Origin of the sequence: Actinomadura sp. NPDC049382, assembly GCF_040677125.1 — a bacterium.
In the GTDB taxonomy this organism is placed as follows: Bacteria; Actinomycetota; Actinomycetes; order Streptosporangiales; family Streptosporangiaceae; genus Spirillospora; species Spirillospora geliboluensis.
On sequence record NZ_JBFARO010000008.1, the window covers coordinates 129,083 to 149,232 of the forward strand.

Consider the following 20,150-nt stretch of genomic DNA (forward strand, 5'->3'; position numbering starts at 1 on the left):
CCCGACCTGGTTCCGGCCCCCGCCGAAACGACCGGGCGCCTCGTTCTTCAGCTGCTCCGGGTCTCCGCGCGCGATGGACGCTCCAGCGCGGACGCCGCTCGAACCCCCCGTCCCGGTGCCCGCCCTCCCTGTGCCCGCCGTCCCGTCCCACCGCCGCGCGCCGCCGGGAGGCCGACGGAAGCGGGCACGTCCAACGGCCCAACTCCCCCTTCCATCCGCAGGTCACCGGTCGCCGATGGCGCTTTGGTCAGGTGTGTCGGTCGGCCATGCCAGCTGCCCTCCCGTCGTCCGGGTCGCCTAGATCAGGCGGCTTGGTTGGCCGTGGCGGCGGGGTCTCTCGCGCGGGGGTCGATCGAGTGGCGGCGGCCTGGGCGGTGCAGGAAGGCGGGGGTCAGCAGGAAGGCGGCCGCGCCGACCGGCATCGCCGCGCCCGCCAGCGCCACCAGGCCCGGGACGGCCGATTGGGCCACCGCCCACGACGAGCCGAAGAACGCGAACCAGCGCGGTCGTTCCGGCTCGGGCGCGATGTCGGCGATCAGTGCCTGCCAGCGCCCCTGCAAGACGCTGTCGGTGACCGCCCAGGCCAGATACGCCGCCACCGTGAGCAGCACGGACCGCCCAGCGGCGGCGAGCACGACTGCGAGGGCGCCGAGCACCGCACACCCGATGGCGAGGACGTGCTCGTGGTCGAACGCGTCCAAGCGGCGGCGTCCGAGGAACCCGGTCAGAGGCGCGAGCAGGGCGGCTCCGGTCAGCGTCAGCCCGGGCAGCCACGCCGGCGCACCACGCTGGAGCAGGACGAGCGGCATGAACATCAGCACGGCCAGATAGCCGCACCCGAAGGCCGTGCTCGCCGCGGTCAGCCGGAGCAGCCGACGGGACGGCCGCCATCGGACGCCCCGCGCCTCCGTCTCCGCCGGTGGGTCCCGGGCCAGGAAGAACGCCGCCACCCCGGCCGCGAGCAGGCATGTCGCGCCGTCCACGACCGCCAGCCAGCGTGCGCCCAGCGGCAGCAGCACGGCGGCGAGCAGGCCGCCGATCGCCCCGGCCGCCACCGTGAACGTGCCGAGCAGCCCGTACAGGTCGTCGCGCCGTCCGCCGACCCGGGCGAGCGACTCCTGCGTCGCGGGCTCGTAAATCTCGAACGCCAGGCCGACCAGCGCGACCGCCCCCAAGACCTGGCCCGTGCCCCGCGCGGCGGCGAGGAGCAGCAGGGCCGACCCCGTCGAAGTGAGACCGAGGACGATGAGAGTGCGCGGGGCGAACCTGTCGAGCAGGACGCCGCCGAGCCAGCGCGAGACCAGCGCCGCGACCCCGAAGACCGCCAGCGCCGCCGCCGCGAGACCGGGGCCCGCGAGCACGGCGAGGAACGACATCACGTACGCGCCGAGCTGGTTGATCACTCGGACGCACACGAGCGCCTTCGCCGAACGCGGCAGGTCTCTCATCACGCCGCGAAGGCTACGGTCCGCCACCGACAGAACACGCTACCGATCATGATCGAACACATGTTTGAGTGAAACGGGTACAGTGGCGACATGTTCCAAGGTTCGCTGCTGGACTGCACCGACGAGAGCGGCCCGCGCCCGCTGGCGTCGGCGCGGCGGACACGGCTGGCCCACGGCGCCTGGGTGGACGTCCTGCCGGGCTGGATTCCCGGCGCGGACGCCCTGTTCGAGCGGCTGCTCACGTCCGTCCCATGGCGTGCGGAGAGGCGGCGCATGTACGAGCGCGTCGTGGACGTACCGCGCCTACTGGCCTTCTACGACGAAGGTGCCCCGCTCCCCGATCCCGTCTTGGACGAGGCGAAAGCGGCGCTCGACGACCACTACGCCGACGAACTGGGAGAGCCGTTCCGCACCGCCGGTCTCTGCCTGTACAGGGACGGCCGCGACAGTGTCGCGTGGCACGGCGACACCATCGGACGTGGCTCGACGCACGACACGATGGTGGCGATCCTGTCGGTCGGCACGCCGCGAAGCCTGCTGCTCCGCCCGCGCGGTGGCGGCGGCCAGACGATCCGCCATGAGCTGGGCCACGGCGACCTCATCGTGATGGGCGGGAGCTGCCAGCGGACGTGGGAGCACGCCATCCCGAAGAGCGCCCGCGTGACCGGTCCTCGCATCAGCATCCAGTTCCGCCCGCGCGGCGTCCGCTAGACACCACCCCTGTCCCCTTCTTGTCCCCCTGTCCGGGCCGGCCAGGGACAGGGGGCACTGGAACCACGACATGCGGCCCCGCCCCCCGGCCGCCCACACCCCACGCGGCTCCGACATGCCCAGGTCACGCACCGGCGGCATGGAGGAGGTCCCTGATGACGTTGCGGTGGTCATCGGCCCGCCACGCCAAGGCCAGCTTGGACGGCGACAAGCCCGTCACCGGCACCGCCACAATGCCTGGACGCCGATAGATGGCGGCGTTGCCGGAGGCCAGTAGCACCACGCCGCTGCCATCCTCGACGGCCGCGAACGTCTCGTCGGCGTTGGAGACGACCGCCCCCACCTTGACGGGTTTCCCGCCACGTTCGTCTATCGCGAGCCAGAAGTCGCGCAAGGGGCCCGCCCCATCGGGCAGCGCTAGGAACGGTTCGTCCAGGAGTTCATCGAACGCGATGGTGTCGCGTCCGGCCAGCGGGTGGTCGTCCCTGAGCGCCACATAGCGCGGCTCCTCGGCGACCACGTGAACGTTGAATGCGTCCTGGCTCGGGATGGGCAGCCACACGAATGCGGCATCGACGTCCCCATCGGCCAGACCGGCCGTGGGGTCGTCCCAGTTGACCTGCCGGAACCGGATCCTCCACATGGGACGGCGTTCTGCGAACCGTTCCCGCATGCCCGCGAGGAGACCGCGTCCAACGCTCGTGGACATGCCCACGGTCAGGACGGACGCCTCATCCGCCGCCGCGTCGCTCACCGCGCGCTGCGCCTCGTCCCATGCGCACAGCATGTCGCGCGCCGCGGGAAGCAGAGCCCGGCCCGCCGCAGTGAGGACGACGCTCCGCCGGTCGCGGTCGAACAAGCGCAGCCGCAGATGCTCCTCAAGCTGCTTGATCTGCTTGCTCAAGGCCGGCTGCGACACGAACAGCCGCTCGGCGGCGCGGGTGAACGAGAGCTCCTCGGCGACCGCCACGAAGTACCGCAGATCCCGCAAATGGACGTCCATAGCCAGAGGTAATCACGGCAGGTATTGGACGCGCCGCCGCTCGCCGCCTGATCATTTCCATGAAGGGGGACGCCATGACGATCACGCTGGTCACCGGGGGCAATCGGGGCATAGGACGCGAAGTGTGCAGGCAACTCGCCGCACGCGGCTACGACGTCCTGCTGGCGGCTCGGTCACTCGAAGCGGCCGAACGCGCCGCCAAGGAGGTGGGCGCCACGCCCCTCCGCCTCGACGTCACCTCGGCCGAGGACGTCGCCCGCGCCGCCGCCGGGATCGACCGGCTGGACGTCCTCATCAACAACGCGGCCATCACCTACGACACCTGGCAGCGGGCGACGGACGCCGACCTGGCCATCGTCCGGGAGGCGGCCGAGACCAACCTGTACGGCCCGTGGCACCTGACGCAAGCGCTACTCCCGGCGCTCCGCCGCAGCCCCCACGGCCGGATCGTCAACGTCTCCAGCGAGGTCGCCTCGCTGACCAACATGGGCGGCGGCACCCCCGCCTACACCGCGTCCAAGGTCGCCCTCAACGCGCTGACCAGGATGCTCGCCGCCGAACTCCGCGCGGACGGCGTCCTCGTCAACGCGGTCTGCCCCGGCTGGGTCGCGACGGACATGGGCGGCCCGGGCGGACGTCCCGTCGCCGACGGCGCGGCGAGCGTCGTGTGGGCCGCGACCTTGTCCGACGACGGCCCGACCGGCGGCTTCTTCCGCGACGGCCGCCCCCTCCCCTGGTGACACCACCTGGCGACGGCGATGGCCCCTTCGCGCCTCCGCCCTCTTCAGGCCCTGCCACCACCGACTACTGCCTCCCCTCTACCAACGCCCCCCTCCGATGACGCCCAGGCCCCACCAACCACAACGCCTACGTCACCGGCCCCTCACGACAGACACCCCCACACTGAAAGCCGTCGCCGGCGCCCAACGCCCCTGCCAACACCAACGACGACGCCGGCTGCCCACCCCCACATGAAAGGACTACTGATGATCCTCATTACAGGTTCGACCGGCAATATCGGTTCCGAACTGGTCGACATCCTCACCACTGCCGACGAACACGTACGAGCGCTCGTCCGCAAGCCACCGACCTCGCCGCTCAACGGCATCGAGTACGTCACCGGCGACCTCAACGACCCGGCGTCTCTGGCCCCGGCCCTGGAAGGAGCCACGGGCCTCTTCCTGCTCCCCGGATACCGCGACATGCCCGGCGTCCTGGCCGAAGCCCGACGCGCCGGCGTCTCCCGAGTCGTCCAGCTTTCAGGCGGATCGGCGGGCAGCGGCGACATGTCCAACGCGGTCAGCCGCTACATGATCCTCACCGAGCGCGCCGTCCGCGACTCTGGCTTGCCCTGGACGATCCTGCGCCCATCAGCCTTCATGTCCAATGCACTCCGCTGGCTCCCGCAGCTCCGCGCCGGCGACACGCTCCGGCTGCCGTTCGCGAACGTCCGCGCCGCCGTCGTCGACCCCCGTGACATCGCCGCCGTCGCCGCCGAGGCGCTCCTGGAGGACGGCCACGAAGGGCAGATCTACTACCCGACCGGCCCCGAATCGCTCCTCCCGTCCGAGCAGGTCGCCATACTGGGAGAGGTTCTGGGACGCGACCTGCGGTTCGAGGCCCAGCCCGACGACGAGGCCCGCGCCGAGATGAGCGAGCAGATGCCGATCGAATACGTCGACGCCTTCTTCGACTTCTACGTGGACGGCTCGCTGGACGAATCGGTCGTCCGCTCCACCGTCCAGGACGTCACCGGCGCGCCGCCGCGCACGTTCCGGCAGTGGGCCGAGGCCCACGCCGCCGCCTTCGCATGATCACCCTCGCCGAGATCACCGCGGCGACCCGCGACCTCCTGGCGACCGCGGCGCGGCTCGACGACGCGGACGTCCGCGCGCCGTCCCTGCTCCCCGGCTGGACGCGCGGGCACGTTCTCACCCACGTCGCCCGCAACGCCGACGGCGGCACCCGCCTGCTCACCTGGGCGCGCACCGGCGTGGAGTCGTACGAGTACCCGAGCCTGGAGGCCCGCGCCGCCGAGATCGAGGCCGGCGCGGACCGTCCGGCCGCAACCCTCCTGGCGGACGTCCGGCAGAGCGCGGACCAGTTCGCCGACGCCTACGCCCGCATGCCGGACGAGGCGTGGAACAGGACCGTCCAATGGACGACCGGCGCCCGCCACCCCGCCGCCCGCGCCGCCGACGCGCGCCTCACCGAGGTCCTCGTCCACCACGTCGACCTGGATGCGGGCTTCACCCCCGGCGACTGGCCCGCCGACTTCACCGCCCGCTTGCTGACCAGCGTCACCGCATCGTTCGCGCGCCGAGCCGACGCTCCTGACCTGCGCCTTCGCGCCACCGACACCGGCCAGGAGGACGGCACCGGCGAGCACCTCGTCAGCGGCCCCGCCGCGTCCCTCCTGGCCTGGCTCCTGGGCCGCTCCCCCGGCACCGACCTGACCGGCGCCGACAACATCGCCATCCCCTTCCTCTACTGAGCGGAGGAGTGCAGTCAACGGTGCGACGGTCCGGGTGTGCGGCTGCCGACCACTCCTGGCCCCGTCCTGAACACCGCACGATGCGCCAAAGCCCCAAGGAACTTCAGGCGCACCGTCCCCTTCCTGACCAGTTCGACCAGGCAGTAGATCCGCAGCAGGAGCGGCATCACGAGGAACAGCACCATGTACACGTTGAGGAAGGCATCCCCAGTCGGCACCTCCTCAGAGCCGTAGCGAGCACTGGAGTAGATCGCAAAAGGGACCACCATGATGAACAGATACGCCATGGCCAAGGCGTCTATGAGCGCACATTGAACCGCGTGGAACCTGACGCCGCGGCTTCGGCTGAACAACAGCAGCAAGCTGCTGAAGGCCGGCATGAAGTACGCCAGCACTGATCTCCCGTAAAGCGGTTCGCTGTCCAGGTCGGAAGCCGGACGCCGAGCCGCTGAGGAGGCAGGAGGCCCGGACGGCCACGGAAGCGGAGGCGGAGGCGAAGGCGAAGACGGACGCGGGTTCGCGAGGGCCGGTACGGGCGGCGGCGGCCACATTTCCACAGGCTGTGGAAAACTCACCGGCATCCGCGATGGTGGCACGTAACGAGCCCGCGAGAAGGGGCGGGCACGTTCGATCTCCGCCATGGCCGCCGCCGCACCGGCCGCCACCATGCGACTGTCATCATTGAGCAGCGTTTTCAGCCGTTCCCAGGCCAGCCGACCCACGTCGTCGCCCTTTAGCGCCAGATCCCTGAGCGTGTCGACGGCAGCGGCGCGCACCCGCGCCAGCGGATGCTCGGTCGCCGACGCCACTTCGTCCGGCAACTGCGGCGGGCGGGCCGTCGCGGGGCTGTACGCGACGATCAACTCCCCGCTGACATCGGAGAACTTGGTCGGCGTCTGGTTCGGATTCGCGGCGGTGACCTTCGTGTAGGCGTACTCGTACAACTCGTCGATGGAGATCAGCCCGTCACGGTTCCGGTCGGCCTCGCCGGTGGAGAGGCCGCGCACCAGCGCATCGGTGAAGACCGACGGGCCCGCGCCATTGCCGCCGCCCGTTCCCACTTGCGAGATCTCCTTGGTCACGCGCCGCCGGTCGAGCTCGAACGAGTACTCCAGCGCGGAGGACGAGGAGAGGATCGCCCTACCGGAGCCGCTCAACCCTTCGTTGACACCGACGCTTCCGCCGCTGCGCGCCACCATTCCCTCGATGAACGCACCGCTGTAGCAGCAGTCCAGGAGCAGGATGATGTTGCGGGACATGCTGCCCGTCATCTGCTCGCCCACGAACACCGACGCGATCCCGGTGGACGCGAGTCTCCTGACCCTCGTGTTCGAGGTCGCGAAGTAGAGCCGTCCCCCGTCGTCCTTCACCCCGTGACAGGAGACATAGAGGAGCAGCACGTCATCGGGCTGCTTCTCGCAGAAGAAGTCCTCGATCGCGGCGTTGACTTCGTGGGCGGGCTTGTTGAACACGCAGTCCACCTGGAACCCGCCGATGGACGGGTTCGCCAGGACCCTGGCGAGAGCCGACACGTCGTGGGCGGGCGAGCGCAACGACTCGAAGTCCGGATCCTCGTAGCGGTCGGAGGCGATCAGCAGCGCTAGCCTTCTTGGTCGCCCGGCGTCTGTTCCCGCGTTTCCCCGTTGCATGTCTGCAGCCATTCGATGAGTCGTCGTTGTTCGTCCGCGGTAGCGGCGGACAACTCGATGGAATTATCGCCGCAACTGATCTTCACGCTGCCTTTGCGCGGCCCGAGCCACGCGAAGACCCCATTGACGAAGGCCTGTGCCGCGGGCGTCCTGGCCAGTGCCACGACGAGACCCGCGACCGCGACCGCCGACGCGGATTTGGCGCCGGCCGGCGCCGCGCCGGCGGAGCGTTCGACCTGGACGCCCTGTCTTCGCAAGTCAGCCAGCAGGCGGCGACTCAACTGGTCCAGCCGCGCGACATCGGCGTTCCATTCGGACACTTCGACCAAAAGGGTCGGTGCCATAGGCCATTTCCCCCGTTTCGCCGACGCGATCTTGCATTCCCGTCGCCCTCACTTCATAGTGACGCGGACGGCACCGCCGATGATGACAGGGGCGAAGTCTCAACTTGGCCTACACCCGCGAGTAACCACGACAATCGGCCTAAATTCCGTCTTTCCCCGGAAGATCATTAACTTCGCCAGATAGCGAGCGAAATCGACGTCGCAGGGGTGAGTTCAAGGCCGCGGCATGTAGACGATCAGCGAGCGGGGGCGCAGCCGAGGGGGACGGCGTTGCGGGCGAGACCCGGTCGCGTTCGAGGGCATCCCACGCAACGCCTCGCCGCGACCACTGCCGCGGCCACGACCGCCGCACCGGCGCGCGGCGGCGCCGCCCACCCCGCCCTCCTCTTGTCAAAGATCGCCAGTAAAGGGGGCGGGGGGACGCAATGGTCAACAGTTTTCGAGGGGAGCCGAGAAAATGAGTCTGGTGACTCAGCGGAGGTCGACGGCTCCGTCCCGGAGCGCGTCCATGAACGCATTCCACTGGGCGCGGCCGAGGACGATGACACCGGCGGAGTGGTCGCGGGAGTCGCGAACCAGTACCGACGGGCCGAACGTCGCCACCTCGACGCACGCGTTCTCGTCGCCGCTCGCACTGCTCTTTCGCCAGTTCAGCGCGGCTTCACGATTCGACCCGTAGACCATCCAGCGACCTCCGTCCATTGCCGGCGGGTGCCGTCTCGCCAACCGATCGGCCGGGGACACCCACCGGAGAGCACCGAGCAGGGCACGACAAACCACGACCTTGTGGATAATTTCCCGATCACGAGTGTAAACGGTTCTAGTTATCCCGCCTACAAGGGAACACAAGATCACGCTGCGTGTTATGACGGCCACTCGCCTTGTCGGATGTTCGCCGCGGCCTTCACCTCCGGTCGGGTCGAGTTGCGATTCGCCTGTCAGGCCGGCCGCCGCCCGGACGGGCGGCCGTCGAGGCGGGCGGTGGTCAGGACATGAGGTCGTCGGCGGCCTGGCGGATCATCGCTATCGACTGGTCGGCCGGCAGCGCCTGCTCCACGAGGAGCTCGAAGGTGTCGCGGTACTCGGTGATCTTGTCGTCCTCGCCGCTGATCATCATGCTGGCGCCCGACCGTCCCTCCAGGTAGAGGACGTCGTCGAGGTCGCCGTCGAACTCCAGGATGGTGAAGGGCCCGTCCAGCCCCAGGTGCGCGCCCGTGCTGAACGGGATGACGCGCACCCGCAGCAGGTCGTCGTTCTCGGCGGCGTCGGCGATGTGGTTGAGCTGGGCCGGCATGATCGCCGGGTCGGTCCTGATGCCGACATGGCGGCGGATGACCGCCTCGTCGATGATGTAGTCCTGGCGCGGGGGGTTCTCGCGCTTGGCGAATTCCTGCTGCCGCTGGATGCGCAGCTTGGCCGCCAGCACCCGGGCCGTCTCGGACGCCTTTCCGGTGGAGAGCACTTCGGCGTACTCGGGCGTTTGCAGCAGCCCGGGGACGACCGTCCCGTGGAACTGGCGGATGAACGCCGCGCCCGCGGAGTAGCCGACATAGTTGAGGAAAGTGGGGTCGAGGTCGCCGCGGTAGGCGTTCCACCAGGCGGGCTCGCGGGCGCCGCGAGCGAGCGCCTGTAGCCGCTCCTGGCGCGACTCGGAGGTGACGTCGTAGACGCGGAGCAGGGCCTGCAGGTCCGTCCGGGTGATGGCGTTCTTACCGCCCTCGACCCTGATGAGCTTCGACGGGGACCATTCGAGCTGGCGCGCCACCTGCTCCTGCGTCAGCTTCTTCCCCTTGCGCAGGCGGACGAGTTCCGCGCGAAGCAGCGCACTCTGGACGATCGGCCCCTGGTCACTGGACATCCTGTTCGCTCACTCTAGGTAGTTGGTGCTACCAGCCTGGATGCTACATGGCATTCCGGGACTTGACACCCCGCTTGCCGCCACTCCGCCACCTGCCTGGGCCCATGCGACCTTCGCTCCGCGCGCAGATGCCGCCATAACGCCCAAAAGTCGCATTGGAAGCCGCCAGACTGCTGCATACCGCTCGACTATGTTGTAATGTGCTACATGGCAGACTAGCAGACGCCAACTTGCGACGGGACTCGGCGCCACCTCCACGCAGCCGGTGGTCCTGACGCAGGGTGAGGGATCCGGACGGGCCACGCGTGTCCTCCCGGCCGGGACCTCACGACGGCGGGCACGACGGGCGAACGGGCGGCAACGGGGCAGCGCGGCCCACCGAGAACGGTCTGGACACGCGAACGGGGAGGTCAGCCACCACACGTGACTTCGGCATCGCCGGCGGGAAATGACCACGACCGGCCACAAGAACAGAGTCGCCCGCCACTTTCCGCTGATCACCGGTTGGCAGCCAGAAGGATCGGCGGAAAGTGGAGAGCGACTCCCTGAGCCGCGAGAAAGCGCGCCGGCGGGCCTGCGCGGAAACCCTGCGAAAACGCAGAAAGATCCGGGCTGACCTGCCAAAACGTTTTCTGCGGACTCACCCAGTCTAACCGCGATCACGCGGTACGGGCTATAGGTGATGTGACTTCGGCCACGGCGATAGGTGCCGGGCGATCCCGGGCACCGCGCACGGGGCCGAGGTCGCGATTCGAGGCATGGGGTCCCTGACATGTCAAGACAGCAGATCCATCCCCCGACCTTCGACGTCCACCCCACGAATTCCGTCCCCTCGGTCGCGGGCCGGGTGAGCTGATGGACGCACACGCGCGCCGGCATGACCCGGACCAGATCGTCCACCCGGAGACGCTCGCCGTCGTCCGCCCCCGGCGGCCCCACGGCGAGCGCCCGGCCGAGAGCACCGACCTGGAGAGCCGGCCCGCCGGGCCGCCCGTGGCCGTCCAGGCCGAGCCGGGCGCCCAGTCCCGGCGGCCCGGGTTCTGGACGTCCCTCACGACCATCGAGCGGGCCGAGTTCCTCGCGACCGCCCAGGAGGTCGTGTACCCCGCCGGCGCGGTGCTGTGGGAGGAGGACGAGGCCGCCGACCAGACCATCGTGATCAAGACCGGCACGGTGCGCGTCAGCGTGCGGCGGGACGGCGGCGAGCGGATCATCGCCTTCCGCGGCCCCGGCGACATCATCGGCGAGCGCGCCGCGCTGCTGCTGCGGCGCCGCTCGGCGACCGTCGTCGCCATGGAGCCCTTGAGCGCGCTGCTCCTCACCACGCAGCAGTTCGTCACCTACCTGAGCAACCATCCGCGCGTGGTCGCCGTCCTGGAACGCGAGATGTACGAGCGGCTCACCGAACAGACCGCAGCGGGCCCCGAGCACGACCCTCGTATGGGACGGCCGTACGGGGATGGAGCGAGCGCCGGGGCTGCGGGCGGGCCGCCCTACGGTGCCGGAGGCACGCACCCTTACGGGGTCGGCGCGCAGGCGTACGAGTCCACCGTCCAGTACGGCTTGTCCCGCGCCTACACGACCGCGTTCATTCCTCTGCCTCTGCTGGAGCCCACCAACGCCCCGCATGACGTGATGGAACCGAACACCGTCATGGACCCGTACGACCCCTACACCGTGTTCGACCTGTACCCCGAGGTCTGCGCGTGCCTCGAACCCGCTCCCTTCCCTGGGGCCGTCCCGTACTCCGAGGCTGACCATGCGGCGGAGACAGGCCGGTATGCGTCGGTCGGCGCGGGTGCGCAGCCGAAGTCACGCACCGGTGCGTGGACGTATGCCGCGGAGACGTCCGACCTGGTCGGGCGGCCGCAGCGTCCCTCCTGGCGGGCGCGTCCGGCCGCGACCGTGCGCGTCCAGCCCCACGGGCAAGCGGTAGTGCAGCCCACGAGCCGCGCCGCCACAGGCCCGGCGTGGGCGGGGCGCAACTGCACTGTGGTTTACACCGATATCGCCGGTTTCAGCTCGCGCGCCCGCGACGAGCACGACCGCATCGAGGTGCGCCGCGCCATGTACGCCGCCCTGCGGGAGTCCTTCGAGGGGTCCGGCGTGCCGTGGGACACCTGCTACAGCGAGGACCGCGGCGACGGCGCGCTGATCGTCGTCCCGCCGGAGATCCCGACCGCCGCCGTCATCGACCCGATGATCACGCTGCTCGGGGTGCGGCTGCGGCGGCACAACCACCGGTCGAGCGAGGCGGTCCGCATCCAGCTCCGGGTCGCGGTCGACGTCGGGCCGGTGGTGCCCGACCCGCCCGGCCTGTCCGGCTGGACGATCATCAACGCGGCGCGCCTGCTGGACGCCGCGCCGCTGCGGGAGCGGCTCGCCGCGACGCGCGCCGACCTCGGCGTGATCGTGTCGAGGTTCGTCCACGACTCCGCCATCGCCCACGGCCCCCGCCGCGTGAACGCCGGCGAGTACGAGCCGGTCAGCTGCCGGGTGAAGGAAACGGACATCGAAGGCTGGATCCACCTGCGCGGCCTCCCCGCGCGCTCCGCCGCCTGACGCGCCCCGGATCCCCCTCCTCCCGCTCAGGAGGGGTGGTCGGGGCGCTCTGGAGCGTTCCGAGGGATGCGCAGGACGAACCGGGCCCCGCGCGCGCTGTCCTCGATGGTGAGGCTCCCGCCGTGCAGCCGGGCGATCTCCCGCGCGATGGGCAGGCCGAGACCGGTGCCCGACGGGTCGCGGGCCTTGCTGGCCTCCAGCCGGGCGAACCGCTGGAAGACCAGGTCCCGGTGCTCCTCGGCGACCCCCGCCCCGTCGTCCAGCACCTCCAGGACGGCCTCGCCGTCGGTGCGCCGGACCGTGATGTCGACCTGCGACTCGGCGTGCCGCTCGGCGTTGTCCAGGAGGTTCGTGAAGAGCCGGACGAGCCGGAGCCGGTCCCCGCGCACCGTCACCCCCTCCTGGAGGTGCGGGACGACCCGCTTCGTCCGGCTCGACCTCGCCACCTCGATGGTGACCAGCGCGCCGAGGTCGATCGTCTCGACGTCCTTCCAGGCGGCGGCGTCCAGGCGGGCCAGTTGCAGCAGGTCCGTGACGATCGCCTGGAGCCGCTCCAGGCTCTGCAGGACGCCCCGTCCCACCTGCGGCCAGTCGACGTCGTCGGGGAAGAGCAGCGCCTCCTCCAGCTGGGTGCGGGCGGCGGCGATCGGGCTGCGCAGGTCGTGGGACGCGTCGGAGGTGAAGCTGCGCTGCCGTTCGAGGGCGCTGTCGAGGCGGTCGAGCGTCGCGTTCGCCGCCTCCGCGAGCCGCCTGATCTCGTCCCGGTTCTCCGGCACCGTGACCCGGCGGCCGGACTGCAGCGCGGTGATCTCCGCCAGTTCGGCGCGGATCGCGTCCACCGGGGCGAGGGTCTGGTCCACCGTCGCCCAGGCGCGCAGGCAGGCCAGCAGGATCACCAGCAGCGAGACGCTGACCAGCAGCATCATGAGGCCCGGGTTGACATACCAGGGGACGGCCGGGGCGGCGGCGTAGACGAGCCAGTCACCGTCCGGCTGGTAGACGCGGAAGCCGATCACCCACGCGCAGCCGGGCAGTTCCCTCGCCGTGCACACGTCCCGGGTGGAGTACACCTTGGCCTGGGAGGGGAGGAAGTCGGCGATCGGCGGTCCGTCCAGCGACGGGCCCCGGCTGCCCGCGATGACCGTCCGGTTCTCGTCCATGACCTGGATGACCACGCCCTTCGGCGCGTCGAGGTCGCCGCGCACCGGGCCGCGCCGCATCTCGTAGGAGATCCGCAGCGCCGCGGCCGTCGCCTCGCTGCGCTTGGAGTCGGTCTCGGAGCCGCGCACCTCCACCAGGACCAGCGTGGTCACGATGACGCAGATCATGGCGGTGACCATTCCGGCAATTACGGTCATCCGCACCCGAATAGACCATGTGCGTCGTCCGTACACCCGACCTCCCGCAGGTGATGTCTTCACCGTCCAGATCGGAATCAGTCCTCTGAACAGCCGCGACGCACCCAAGAAGGGACAAAGAAATGGTTGCCGACCGGCCTGGTCCCGCCCGTCACCGCCGTCCCCGCCGCCCCTTCCGCGTGATTTCCGGGCCTCTCGTCCCGGCGGGGTTCGGCAGAAGCCGGAGCGCTCAACGGGCGCGCGGCTAGCATGGCTGCTTATGGAGCTGCGCCAGCTGGAGTACTTCGTCGCGGTGACCGAAGAGGCGAGCTTCACCAAGGCCGCCGCCCGGCTGCACGTCGCCCAGCCGGGCGTCAGCGCCCAGATCCGGCAGCTGGAACGCGAACTGGGCCAGCCGCTGCTGGACCGCTCCGGGCGGACGGTCCGGCTGACCGAGGCCGGAGCCGCCGTCCTCCCCTACGCGCGGGCGGCGCTCGCGGCCGTCAGCGGCGCGCGGTTCGCGGTGGACGAGCTGACCGGCCTGCTCCGCGGGCACGTCACGGTCGGCACCATCGACTGGATCCGGTCGCTCGACCTGCCCGGCCTGATCGCCGAATTCCACCGCGACCACCCGGATGTGGAGGTCACGGTCATCCAGGAGGACACGGACACGCTGACCGAGGGCCTCCGCTCCGGCCGCGTCGACCTCGCCTTCCTCAGCCTCGGCGCCGACGCGCCCGCGGGCATCGCGACCCGGGTCGTCATCGAGCAGGACCTCTACGCCGCCGTCAGCCACGACCACCCGCTGGCCCGGCGGCCAACGATCACGCTGCGGGCGCTCGCCGACGAGGCGCTGATCAGCCTGCCGAAGGGCACCGGCGTGCGCGCCGTCCTGGACCGGGCCTTCGCGGACGCCGGGCTCCGCCCGCGGATCGCGTTCGAGGCCGGCGAGCCGCCCGTCGTGGCACAGATCGCGGCGCACGGCCTCGGCGTCGGCGTCCTCCCCGAATCCGCCGCCCGGGGCGTGCCGGACGCGCTGCACGCGATGCCGATCGTCCGGCCTCGGCTGAGCGGGCGGATTGCGCTGGCATGGCGCGCGGAGGGCCCGCGCAGCCCGGCGGCGCGCGCGCTCACCGCCCGCGCACGCCGCCATATTCCCTGATCAGGCCGCGGGCCGCACGGCCGGCTGCCCAGCGGCGAGGTGGCCCGCTTGCGCCGTGCGGGACGTCTGGAGGACATGCCGCAAGACGTCCGGCTTGTTGGTGATGATCCCGTCCACGCCGAGCTTGACGGCCTTCTCCATGTCGCCGCGGTCGTCGATCGTCCAGGTCAGCATGTCCATCCGGGCCGCGTGCACCTTCTTCACGAAGGACGCCGTCACGTCACCGAACTTCGGGTTGATCTGGTCGGCGTACTTGGCGAGCTTCTTGAGCTCCGCCGCCTTCGGCGTCCCGATCAGCCCGGTCGGGACCTTGGGCAGGACGGCGTGGAACCGGCGCACCGACCCCCAGTCGAACGACTGCACCACGAGGCGCCGCTCGGTCGGGTCGTAGCGGAGCCAGGACGGCGAGCGCCGCAGCGCCGCGGCGATGCGCTTCTCGATGCCCGGATAGAGGTCGGGGCTCTTGATCTCCAGCAGCAGGCCGAGCCCCTGGCCGCGCATCGCGGTCAGCACCCGGGGCAGCGTCGGGACGCGCTCGCCCGCGTACTTCTTCGCGAACCAGGACCCCGCGTCGAGTTTCTCGATCTCGGCGAGCGTGAAGTCGGCGACCTTCCACGGCTTGCGGTCCGGGTAGACCTGCTCGGCGTTCGTCGTCCGGGCGAGCGTGGTGTCGTGCATGATCACGAGCTTGTGGTCCTTGGTCTCCTGGACGTCCAGCTCGAACATGTCCGCGTTCTGGGCCCTGGCCAGCTTGAACGCGGCGAGCGTGTTCTCCGGCGCGTACGCCGACGCGCCCCGGTGCGCGACGTCCAGGATCCGGGCCTGTGCGGCGGCCCGGAGTCGCGGCGCGGCCTCGGCGTCCGGGAGGCCCGGCGCTGCCTGCGGCGCGGGCATGGCGCGCGGCCGCGGGTCCGGCGCGCCCGGCTCCGCGATCTGCCCGGGATGCGGGGCGGCGGGCCGGGGCGCGTCCGGCCGTGGGGCGTTCGGCGGTGGCGCGTCCGGCCGCTGGGGACGGGGCTGCGGAGCGGCGGGAAGCGGGTCCGCCGGGGCCGGGTCGGCGGAGGCCGCCGCCGGAGCGGCGAGCGCCGCGGTGGCCGTGACGGCGATGAGCGCGAGACGGGTCCGTCGGTACATCTGTCAGCCTCTCGGGAGCCGGAGCTGTCCGCCCCAACCCTCGGACCGTCCGGTGACACCCCCGTTACGGGCAGGTAGCAGACCGTGTACGGACAGTGACGATACGCAGCCGGACCGTTCACAATGCGGAGGACACGGCGCCCACCGCCGAACCGCGCTCTCCGCTAGCCGGACTCTTCGGATTTGTCCGGCGTCCGGGCGCTCTTGGCCGCCTTCGACAGGATCAGCGCCCCGAGCACCAGCCGCCGGCTCCGCCGCAGCGGACGCGGGAACCGGACACGCCGCCGCGCCCGCTCCCCGCCCCCGGGCGCCGGCGCGGGCGCGAGGAGCGCGGGCAGACCGGCGCGCGGCCTGCCGAGCCGGGTCGGACGGCTCCGGCCGCGCAGCGTCACCGCCCCCTCGACGTCCCACTCCTGCGACTCGGCCAGATGCGCCAGCTCCAGGACGGCCGCCGAGGCGAGCACCCGCCCGTCCTCGCCCTTCGCCAGGTCGCTGAGCCGGGCCGCCTCGTTCACCGGGTCGCCGATCACCGTGTACTCGAACCGCTCCTCCGCGCCGATGTAGCCCGCGACGACCGGGCCCGCCGACACGCCGATCCCCGCGTCCAGCATCGGCACCTCGGCGCGCAGCCGCACCGCCAGCTCGCGGGCCGCGCCGAGCACCGCGCCCGCCGAGTCCGCCAGCTGCGTCGGCGCCCCGAAGATCGCGAGCGCCGCGTCCCCCTCGAACTTGTTGATCCAGCCGCCGTGCTTCGCCACCACCGTGACCACCACGCCGAAGAACCGGTTGAGCAGCCCGACGACCTCGTCCGGGCCCCGGGTGTCGGCGAGCCTGGTGGAGCCGGTCAGGTCGACGAACAGCACCGCCACCTCACGCGTCTCCCCGCCGAGCGTGATGGCGCCGCGCTCCAGCGCCAGATCCGCGACCTCCTCGCCGACATGCCGTCCGAACAGGTCGCGCAGCCGCTCGTTCTCCCGCAGCCCCGCCACCATGTGGTTGAAACCGGCCTGCAGCTGCCCGACCTCGCTCGCGTCGTACACCGGGACCTGCGCGCCGAGATCGCCCCGCTCGACCTGCGCCATCCCCTTCCGCAGCGACTTGATCGGGTCCGCGATCGCCTGCGTCGCCATGTAGATCACGCACACCCCGGCCAGCAGCGCCACGCCGCCGAGCCCGAGGATCGTGATCGCGAGCTGCGTCACATTGATGTCCGGCGCGGCCAGCGCGGCGATCGCGACACAGATCAGCCCGAACACCGGGATCGCCGTCCCGAGCGCCCACGCCAGCATCACCCGCGTCGTCACCCCGGGCAGCCGGAACTTCTTCGGCCGCTCCGCGCCCAGCACCAGCGCCGCCGCCGGCCGCAGCAGCCGCTCCGACAGCAGGTACACGATCGTGCACGTCGTCGCCGCGCCGAGCAGGCACGTCAGGCTCGTCTTCACCGCCAGCCGCCCGGTGAACAGGGCCAGATCCAGCACCGCCCAGCCGAGCGCGCCGACCGCCCACATGGCGCCGATGAGCAGCGTCAACCGGAGCGGCCCCAGCAGGACGGCCCGCCGCTGCTGCCGGTCGGGGTCTCCCCCGTCCCGGACGAACGTCACGACGGGCCGCCACAGCCACAACCCCAGGACCAGCGCCACCGGAACCGCCACGAACGGATAGCCGAAGAACGCCAGCGCGTTCACATGGTGGGCGTAGTCGCGGTCCTCAAGGGGCGGATCCGGCACCACGAACGTCGCGAACAGCAGCACGACCAGCGCGCCGACGACGTTCGCCACGCCCACCACCACCAGCAGAACCCAGCGCACGCGGATCTCTAGCATGCTGGTCACGCGCGCCTCCGGAGGGATGGAACCGCCTGGGGGGATCATCCCATGAGGTCAGGCGCTGCCGGTCTCCACCGCGACCTTCATCTCCGCCTCCTGCGAGTTCCGCCGGACGAACGGCCAGCCGATCACGACCAGCGCCACCCAGGCCGCCATCACGTACAGCGCCACCCGCGTGTCCGCCTCCCACGCGATCGTCACCGTGACGAACACGAAGAACGCCAGCACCGCCCAGCTGCTGTAGGGCGCCCACGGCATCCGGTACGGCGATTTCGCCAGCGTCCCGGCCGCCGCGCGCCGCCGGTAGATCATGTGCGCGACGAGGATGACCGTCCACACCAGCAGGGCGCCGCCGGTCGACACCGACGTGATGTACTCGAACGCCTTCTCCGGGACGATCGCGTTGATGACGACCCCGATGCCCATGACGAGCGCCGAGATGACGACCGTCAGAACGGGCACACCGCGCCCGTTCAGCCGTCCGAGGATCTTCGGGCCGTCACCGTTCACCCCGGCCGTCCGCAGCATCCGGGACGTCGAGTACAGCCCGCCCGCGTTGCAGGACGACAGCGCCGCCGTCAGCACCACGAAGTTGACGATGTCCGCCCCGCCCGGAATGCCGATCTTGTCGAACGCCAGCACGAACGGGCTCGCCCCGCCCTTGAACGCCGTCCACGGCACCACCGCCAGGATGACCAGCAGCGACCCGAGGTAGAACAGCGCGAACCGCAGCGGCAGCGCGTTGATCGCCCGCGGGATGTTCTTCTCCGGGTCCTTGGCCTCGCTCGCCGTGACACCGACCAGCTCGACGCCCAGGTAGGCGAACATCACCATCTGCAGCGTCATGATCGTGGCGCCGTACCCCTCGGGGAACACGCCGCCGTGATCCCACAGGTTCCCGACCCGCGCGGTCTCCCCCGCGTCACCGAACCCGAAGGCCAGCACCCCGATCCCGACCATGATCATCATCACGATCGCCGCGACCTTGATCATCGCGAACCAGAACTCCAGCTCGCCGAAGAGCTTCACCGAGATCAGGTTCACGACGAACAGCACCAGCAGCGCCACCAGCGCCGTCTGCCACTGCTCGACCCCCGGCCACCACTTCTGGATGTACGTGCCGGCCGCCGTGAGCTCCGCCATGCCGGTCGTCACCCAGATGATCCAGTACGTCCAGGTCGTGGCGTATCCCCAGAACGGACCGAGGAACTCCCGGGCATACCCGGCGAACCCGCCCTCCGCCCTCCGATACGTCAGCAACTCGCCGAGCGCCCGCATGACGAAGAACAGCGCCAGCCCCGCCACGGCGTACATGAGGATCAGGCTCGGCCCCGCCTTGGCGATGTTCTCCCCGGCACCCAGGAACAACCCGGTTCCGATCGTCCCGCCGATCGCCAGCATCTGGATCTGGCGGGTGCCCAGTCCCCGTTGGTAGCCCTCGGCGCTCTGGTCTGGGAGCTTCGCGACCACGCCGACCTCCTTCGCGTCCACGGCCGTCCCATCGGAACGGCGCAACCCTCTGGTCACGCACCGTCGCGCAACCCGGACAGACTAGGACCCCAGGTCGCAAACTCACAGCAGCCACTACCAACCCGCATCCACCCGGTACCTCTCCGTTATCGCTCTATCCCCCGCAGCCTCCCCCGTTAACGAGTTGGCGCTGTACTCGGCCATCGCGTATGCTCTCGGACGTGCCAAACGCCGGGTCGCCACCGGCCGAGACACTCTCCGGAGCCGCTAAGCTCGGAGCAGCAAGGTCCTGTGGAGCAGTTAGGAGTGCTCGCCACCCTGTCAAGGTGGAGGCCGCGGGTTCAAATCCCGTCAGGACCGCCAGACGCGCCGACGCGCGTCCTGGGCAGGTAGCTCAGTCGGTACGAGCGTCCGCCTGAAAAGCGGAAGGTCGGCGGTTCGACCCCGCCCCTGCCCACCGCCAAGACCAGCAAGAACGCCCCGGAGCCATGTGGCCCGGGGCTTTCTGTTTGACGGCAACGGACGTCATCAGGAAGCGGACGGTCCGCCCCACTGTATGAGCTAGAGGTTATATTGGTCGGGTGCCCTGGGACGCCATCCTCCTCGAACCGGTCGACAACGACGAGGCGATCCCACTGGCCGAAGCCCGCTACGCCGAGTACCGGGCAGCGAAGGACAAGGAGGCCGGACGATGAGCACCGGACGCCGCTGGCAGGACATCAAAGCCGAAGCACAGCGCCGCAACCCCGAACTGGCCGACCCCGAGCGCCAGGCCCAGGCCCGTGCCGAACTGGACGCCTACGTCGCCGGCCACCACCTCAAGGAGCTCCGCAACGCGATCGGCAAGACGCAGGCCGAGGTCGCTCAGATCCTGGGGGTCTCCCAGTCCCGCGTCTCCCAGATCGAAAACGGCAACCTCGAAGCCATGGAGCTGGAGACCCTCCGCGCCTATGCCACAGCACTCGGCGGACACGTCGACATCACCGTCAGCGTCGGCCCCCACTCCATCAAGGTCGCCTGACAACACCGACCGGTGACGGCAACCCTGACGGCAACGACGGCAACCGAGCGGCTCCACGGGCGCACGTCGGGCACAGTCTGACCTTGGTCGACGGGCGAGCCGCAGGGTGGTTGCTACTGGCGGAAGGTCGG

Annotated in this window: 17 protein-coding genes and 2 tRNA genes; 9 read left to right on the top strand and 10 right to left on the bottom strand. The window is 70.6% G+C overall.

The features are described from left to right. Positions 1-302 precede the first annotated feature (302 nt). Entirely contained in the window at positions 303-1,448 is a 1,146-nt protein-coding gene (locus AB0K34_RS08255) for an MFS transporter (RefSeq protein WP_364546632.1), read from the bottom strand. A gap of 90 nt (positions 1,449-1,538) precedes the next feature. On the opposite strand from AB0K34_RS08255, the gene AB0K34_RS08260 reads away from it, so the two are divergent. Further along, the gene (locus AB0K34_RS08260) at positions 1,539-2,159 is read left to right on the top strand and encodes an alpha-ketoglutarate-dependent dioxygenase AlkB (RefSeq protein WP_364546551.1); all 621 of its coding nucleotides are present in this window, start codon (positions 1,539-1,541) and stop codon (positions 2,157-2,159) included. 124 nt (positions 2,160-2,283) lie between these two features. Here AB0K34_RS08260 and AB0K34_RS08265 read toward each other — a convergent pair whose 3' ends face one another. Beyond that, complete coding sequence (locus AB0K34_RS08265; protein WP_364546554.1) at positions 2,284-3,162, bottom strand: LysR family transcriptional regulator; 879 nt, start codon at positions 3,160-3,162, stop codon at positions 2,284-2,286. A 74-nt stretch (positions 3,163-3,236) separates the two neighbouring features. Here AB0K34_RS08265 and AB0K34_RS08270 point away from each other — a divergent pair, with 74 nt between their 5' ends. From AB0K34_RS08270 to AB0K34_RS08280, 3 genes are all read left to right on the top strand, one after another. Beyond that, a complete protein-coding gene (locus AB0K34_RS08270) occupies positions 3,237-3,902 on the top strand; it encodes an SDR family NAD(P)-dependent oxidoreductase (RefSeq protein WP_364546557.1) in 666 nt (221 codons plus the stop codon). A gap of 246 nt (positions 3,903-4,148) precedes the next feature. Next, positions 4,149-4,976 (top strand): NAD(P)H-binding protein, encoded by an 828-nt coding sequence (locus tag AB0K34_RS08275; protein WP_301176023.1) that lies wholly within the window; start codon positions 4,149-4,151, stop codon positions 4,974-4,976. Continuing rightward, complete coding sequence (locus AB0K34_RS08280; RefSeq protein WP_364546560.1) at positions 4,973-5,656, top strand: maleylpyruvate isomerase family mycothiol-dependent enzyme; 684 nt, start codon at positions 4,973-4,975, stop codon at positions 5,654-5,656. Before AB0K34_RS08275 ends, AB0K34_RS08280 begins: the two co-directional genes overlap by 4 nt. Positions 5,657-5,670: 14 nt before the next feature. Here AB0K34_RS08280 and AB0K34_RS08285 read toward each other — a convergent pair whose 3' ends face one another. The 4 genes from AB0K34_RS08285 to AB0K34_RS08300 form a co-directional block, all read right to left on the bottom strand. Further along, a complete protein-coding gene (locus tag AB0K34_RS08285) occupies positions 5,671-7,317 on the bottom strand; it encodes a caspase family protein (protein ID WP_364546563.1) in 1,647 nt (548 codons plus the stop codon). Then, positions 7,257-7,649: a hypothetical protein gene (locus AB0K34_RS08290; protein ID WP_364546566.1), complete on the bottom strand. Its 393-nt coding sequence runs from the start codon at positions 7,647-7,649 to the stop codon at positions 7,257-7,259. The genes AB0K34_RS08285 and AB0K34_RS08290 overlap by 61 nt, the downstream gene beginning before the upstream one ends. A gap of 471 nt (positions 7,650-8,120) precedes the next feature. Beyond that, positions 8,121-8,333 carry a DUF397 domain-containing protein gene (locus AB0K34_RS08295; protein ID WP_364546569.1) on the bottom strand — a complete coding sequence of 71 codons (213 nt, stop codon included), beginning with the start codon at positions 8,331-8,333 and terminating at the stop codon, positions 8,121-8,123. A gap of 301 nt (positions 8,334-8,634) precedes the next feature. Beyond that, positions 8,635-9,507 carry a helix-turn-helix transcriptional regulator gene (locus tag AB0K34_RS08300; RefSeq protein ID WP_364546572.1) on the bottom strand — a complete coding sequence of 291 codons (873 nt, stop codon included), beginning with the start codon at positions 9,505-9,507 and terminating at the stop codon, positions 8,635-8,637. Positions 9,508-10,362: 855 nt separating this feature from the next. Between AB0K34_RS08300 and AB0K34_RS08305 the strand changes: the two genes are divergently transcribed. Continuing rightward, positions 10,363-12,069, top strand: a complete 1,707-nt coding sequence (locus AB0K34_RS08305) for a cyclic nucleotide-binding domain-containing protein (RefSeq protein WP_364546575.1) — start codon at positions 10,363-10,365, stop codon at positions 12,067-12,069. Positions 12,070-12,095: 26 nt separating this feature from the next. Here AB0K34_RS08305 and AB0K34_RS08310 read toward each other — a convergent pair whose 3' ends face one another. Then, on the bottom strand, positions 12,096-13,427 hold the full coding sequence (locus AB0K34_RS08310; RefSeq protein WP_138637669.1) for a HAMP domain-containing sensor histidine kinase: 1,332 nt from the start codon (positions 13,425-13,427) through the stop codon (positions 12,096-12,098). Positions 13,428-13,686: 259 nt separating this feature from the next. On the opposite strand from AB0K34_RS08310, the gene AB0K34_RS08315 reads away from it, so the two are divergent. Further along, a complete protein-coding gene (locus tag AB0K34_RS08315) occupies positions 13,687-14,568 on the top strand; it encodes a LysR substrate-binding domain-containing protein (protein WP_364546580.1) in 882 nt (293 codons plus the stop codon). Here AB0K34_RS08315 and AB0K34_RS08320 read toward each other — a convergent pair whose 3' ends face one another. The 3 genes from AB0K34_RS08320 to AB0K34_RS08330 form a co-directional block, all read right to left on the bottom strand. Further along, positions 14,569-15,702 (bottom strand): glycerophosphodiester phosphodiesterase family protein, encoded by a 1,134-nt coding sequence (locus AB0K34_RS08320; protein ID WP_364546583.1) that lies wholly within the window; start codon positions 15,700-15,702, stop codon positions 14,569-14,571. A gap of 164 nt (positions 15,703-15,866) precedes the next feature. Then, a complete protein-coding gene (locus tag AB0K34_RS08325; RefSeq protein WP_364546635.1) occupies positions 15,867-17,525 on the bottom strand; it encodes an adenylate/guanylate cyclase domain-containing protein in 1,659 nt (552 codons plus the stop codon). Positions 17,526-17,582: 57 nt separating this feature from the next. Continuing rightward, positions 17,583-19,019, bottom strand: a complete 1,437-nt coding sequence (locus AB0K34_RS08330) for an amino acid permease (protein ID WP_364546586.1) — start codon at positions 19,017-19,019, stop codon at positions 17,583-17,585. Positions 19,020-19,283: 264 nt separating this feature from the next. Here AB0K34_RS08330 and AB0K34_RS08335 point away from each other — a divergent pair. The 3 genes from AB0K34_RS08335 (at position 19,284) to AB0K34_RS08345 (ending at position 20,019) form a co-directional block, all read left to right on the top strand. Continuing rightward, positions 19,284-19,361 (top strand) — tRNA-Asp (locus AB0K34_RS08335). Positions 19,362-19,381: 20 nt separating this feature from the next. After that, positions 19,382-19,455: transfer RNA gene (locus tag AB0K34_RS08340), tRNA-Phe, on the top strand. Positions 19,456-19,689: 234 nt separating this feature from the next. After that, the gene (locus AB0K34_RS08345; RefSeq protein WP_364546589.1) at positions 19,690-20,019 is read left to right on the top strand and encodes an XRE family transcriptional regulator; all 330 of its coding nucleotides are present in this window, start codon (positions 19,690-19,692) and stop codon (positions 20,017-20,019) included. The last annotated feature ends 131 nt before the right edge of the window (positions 20,020-20,150 follow it).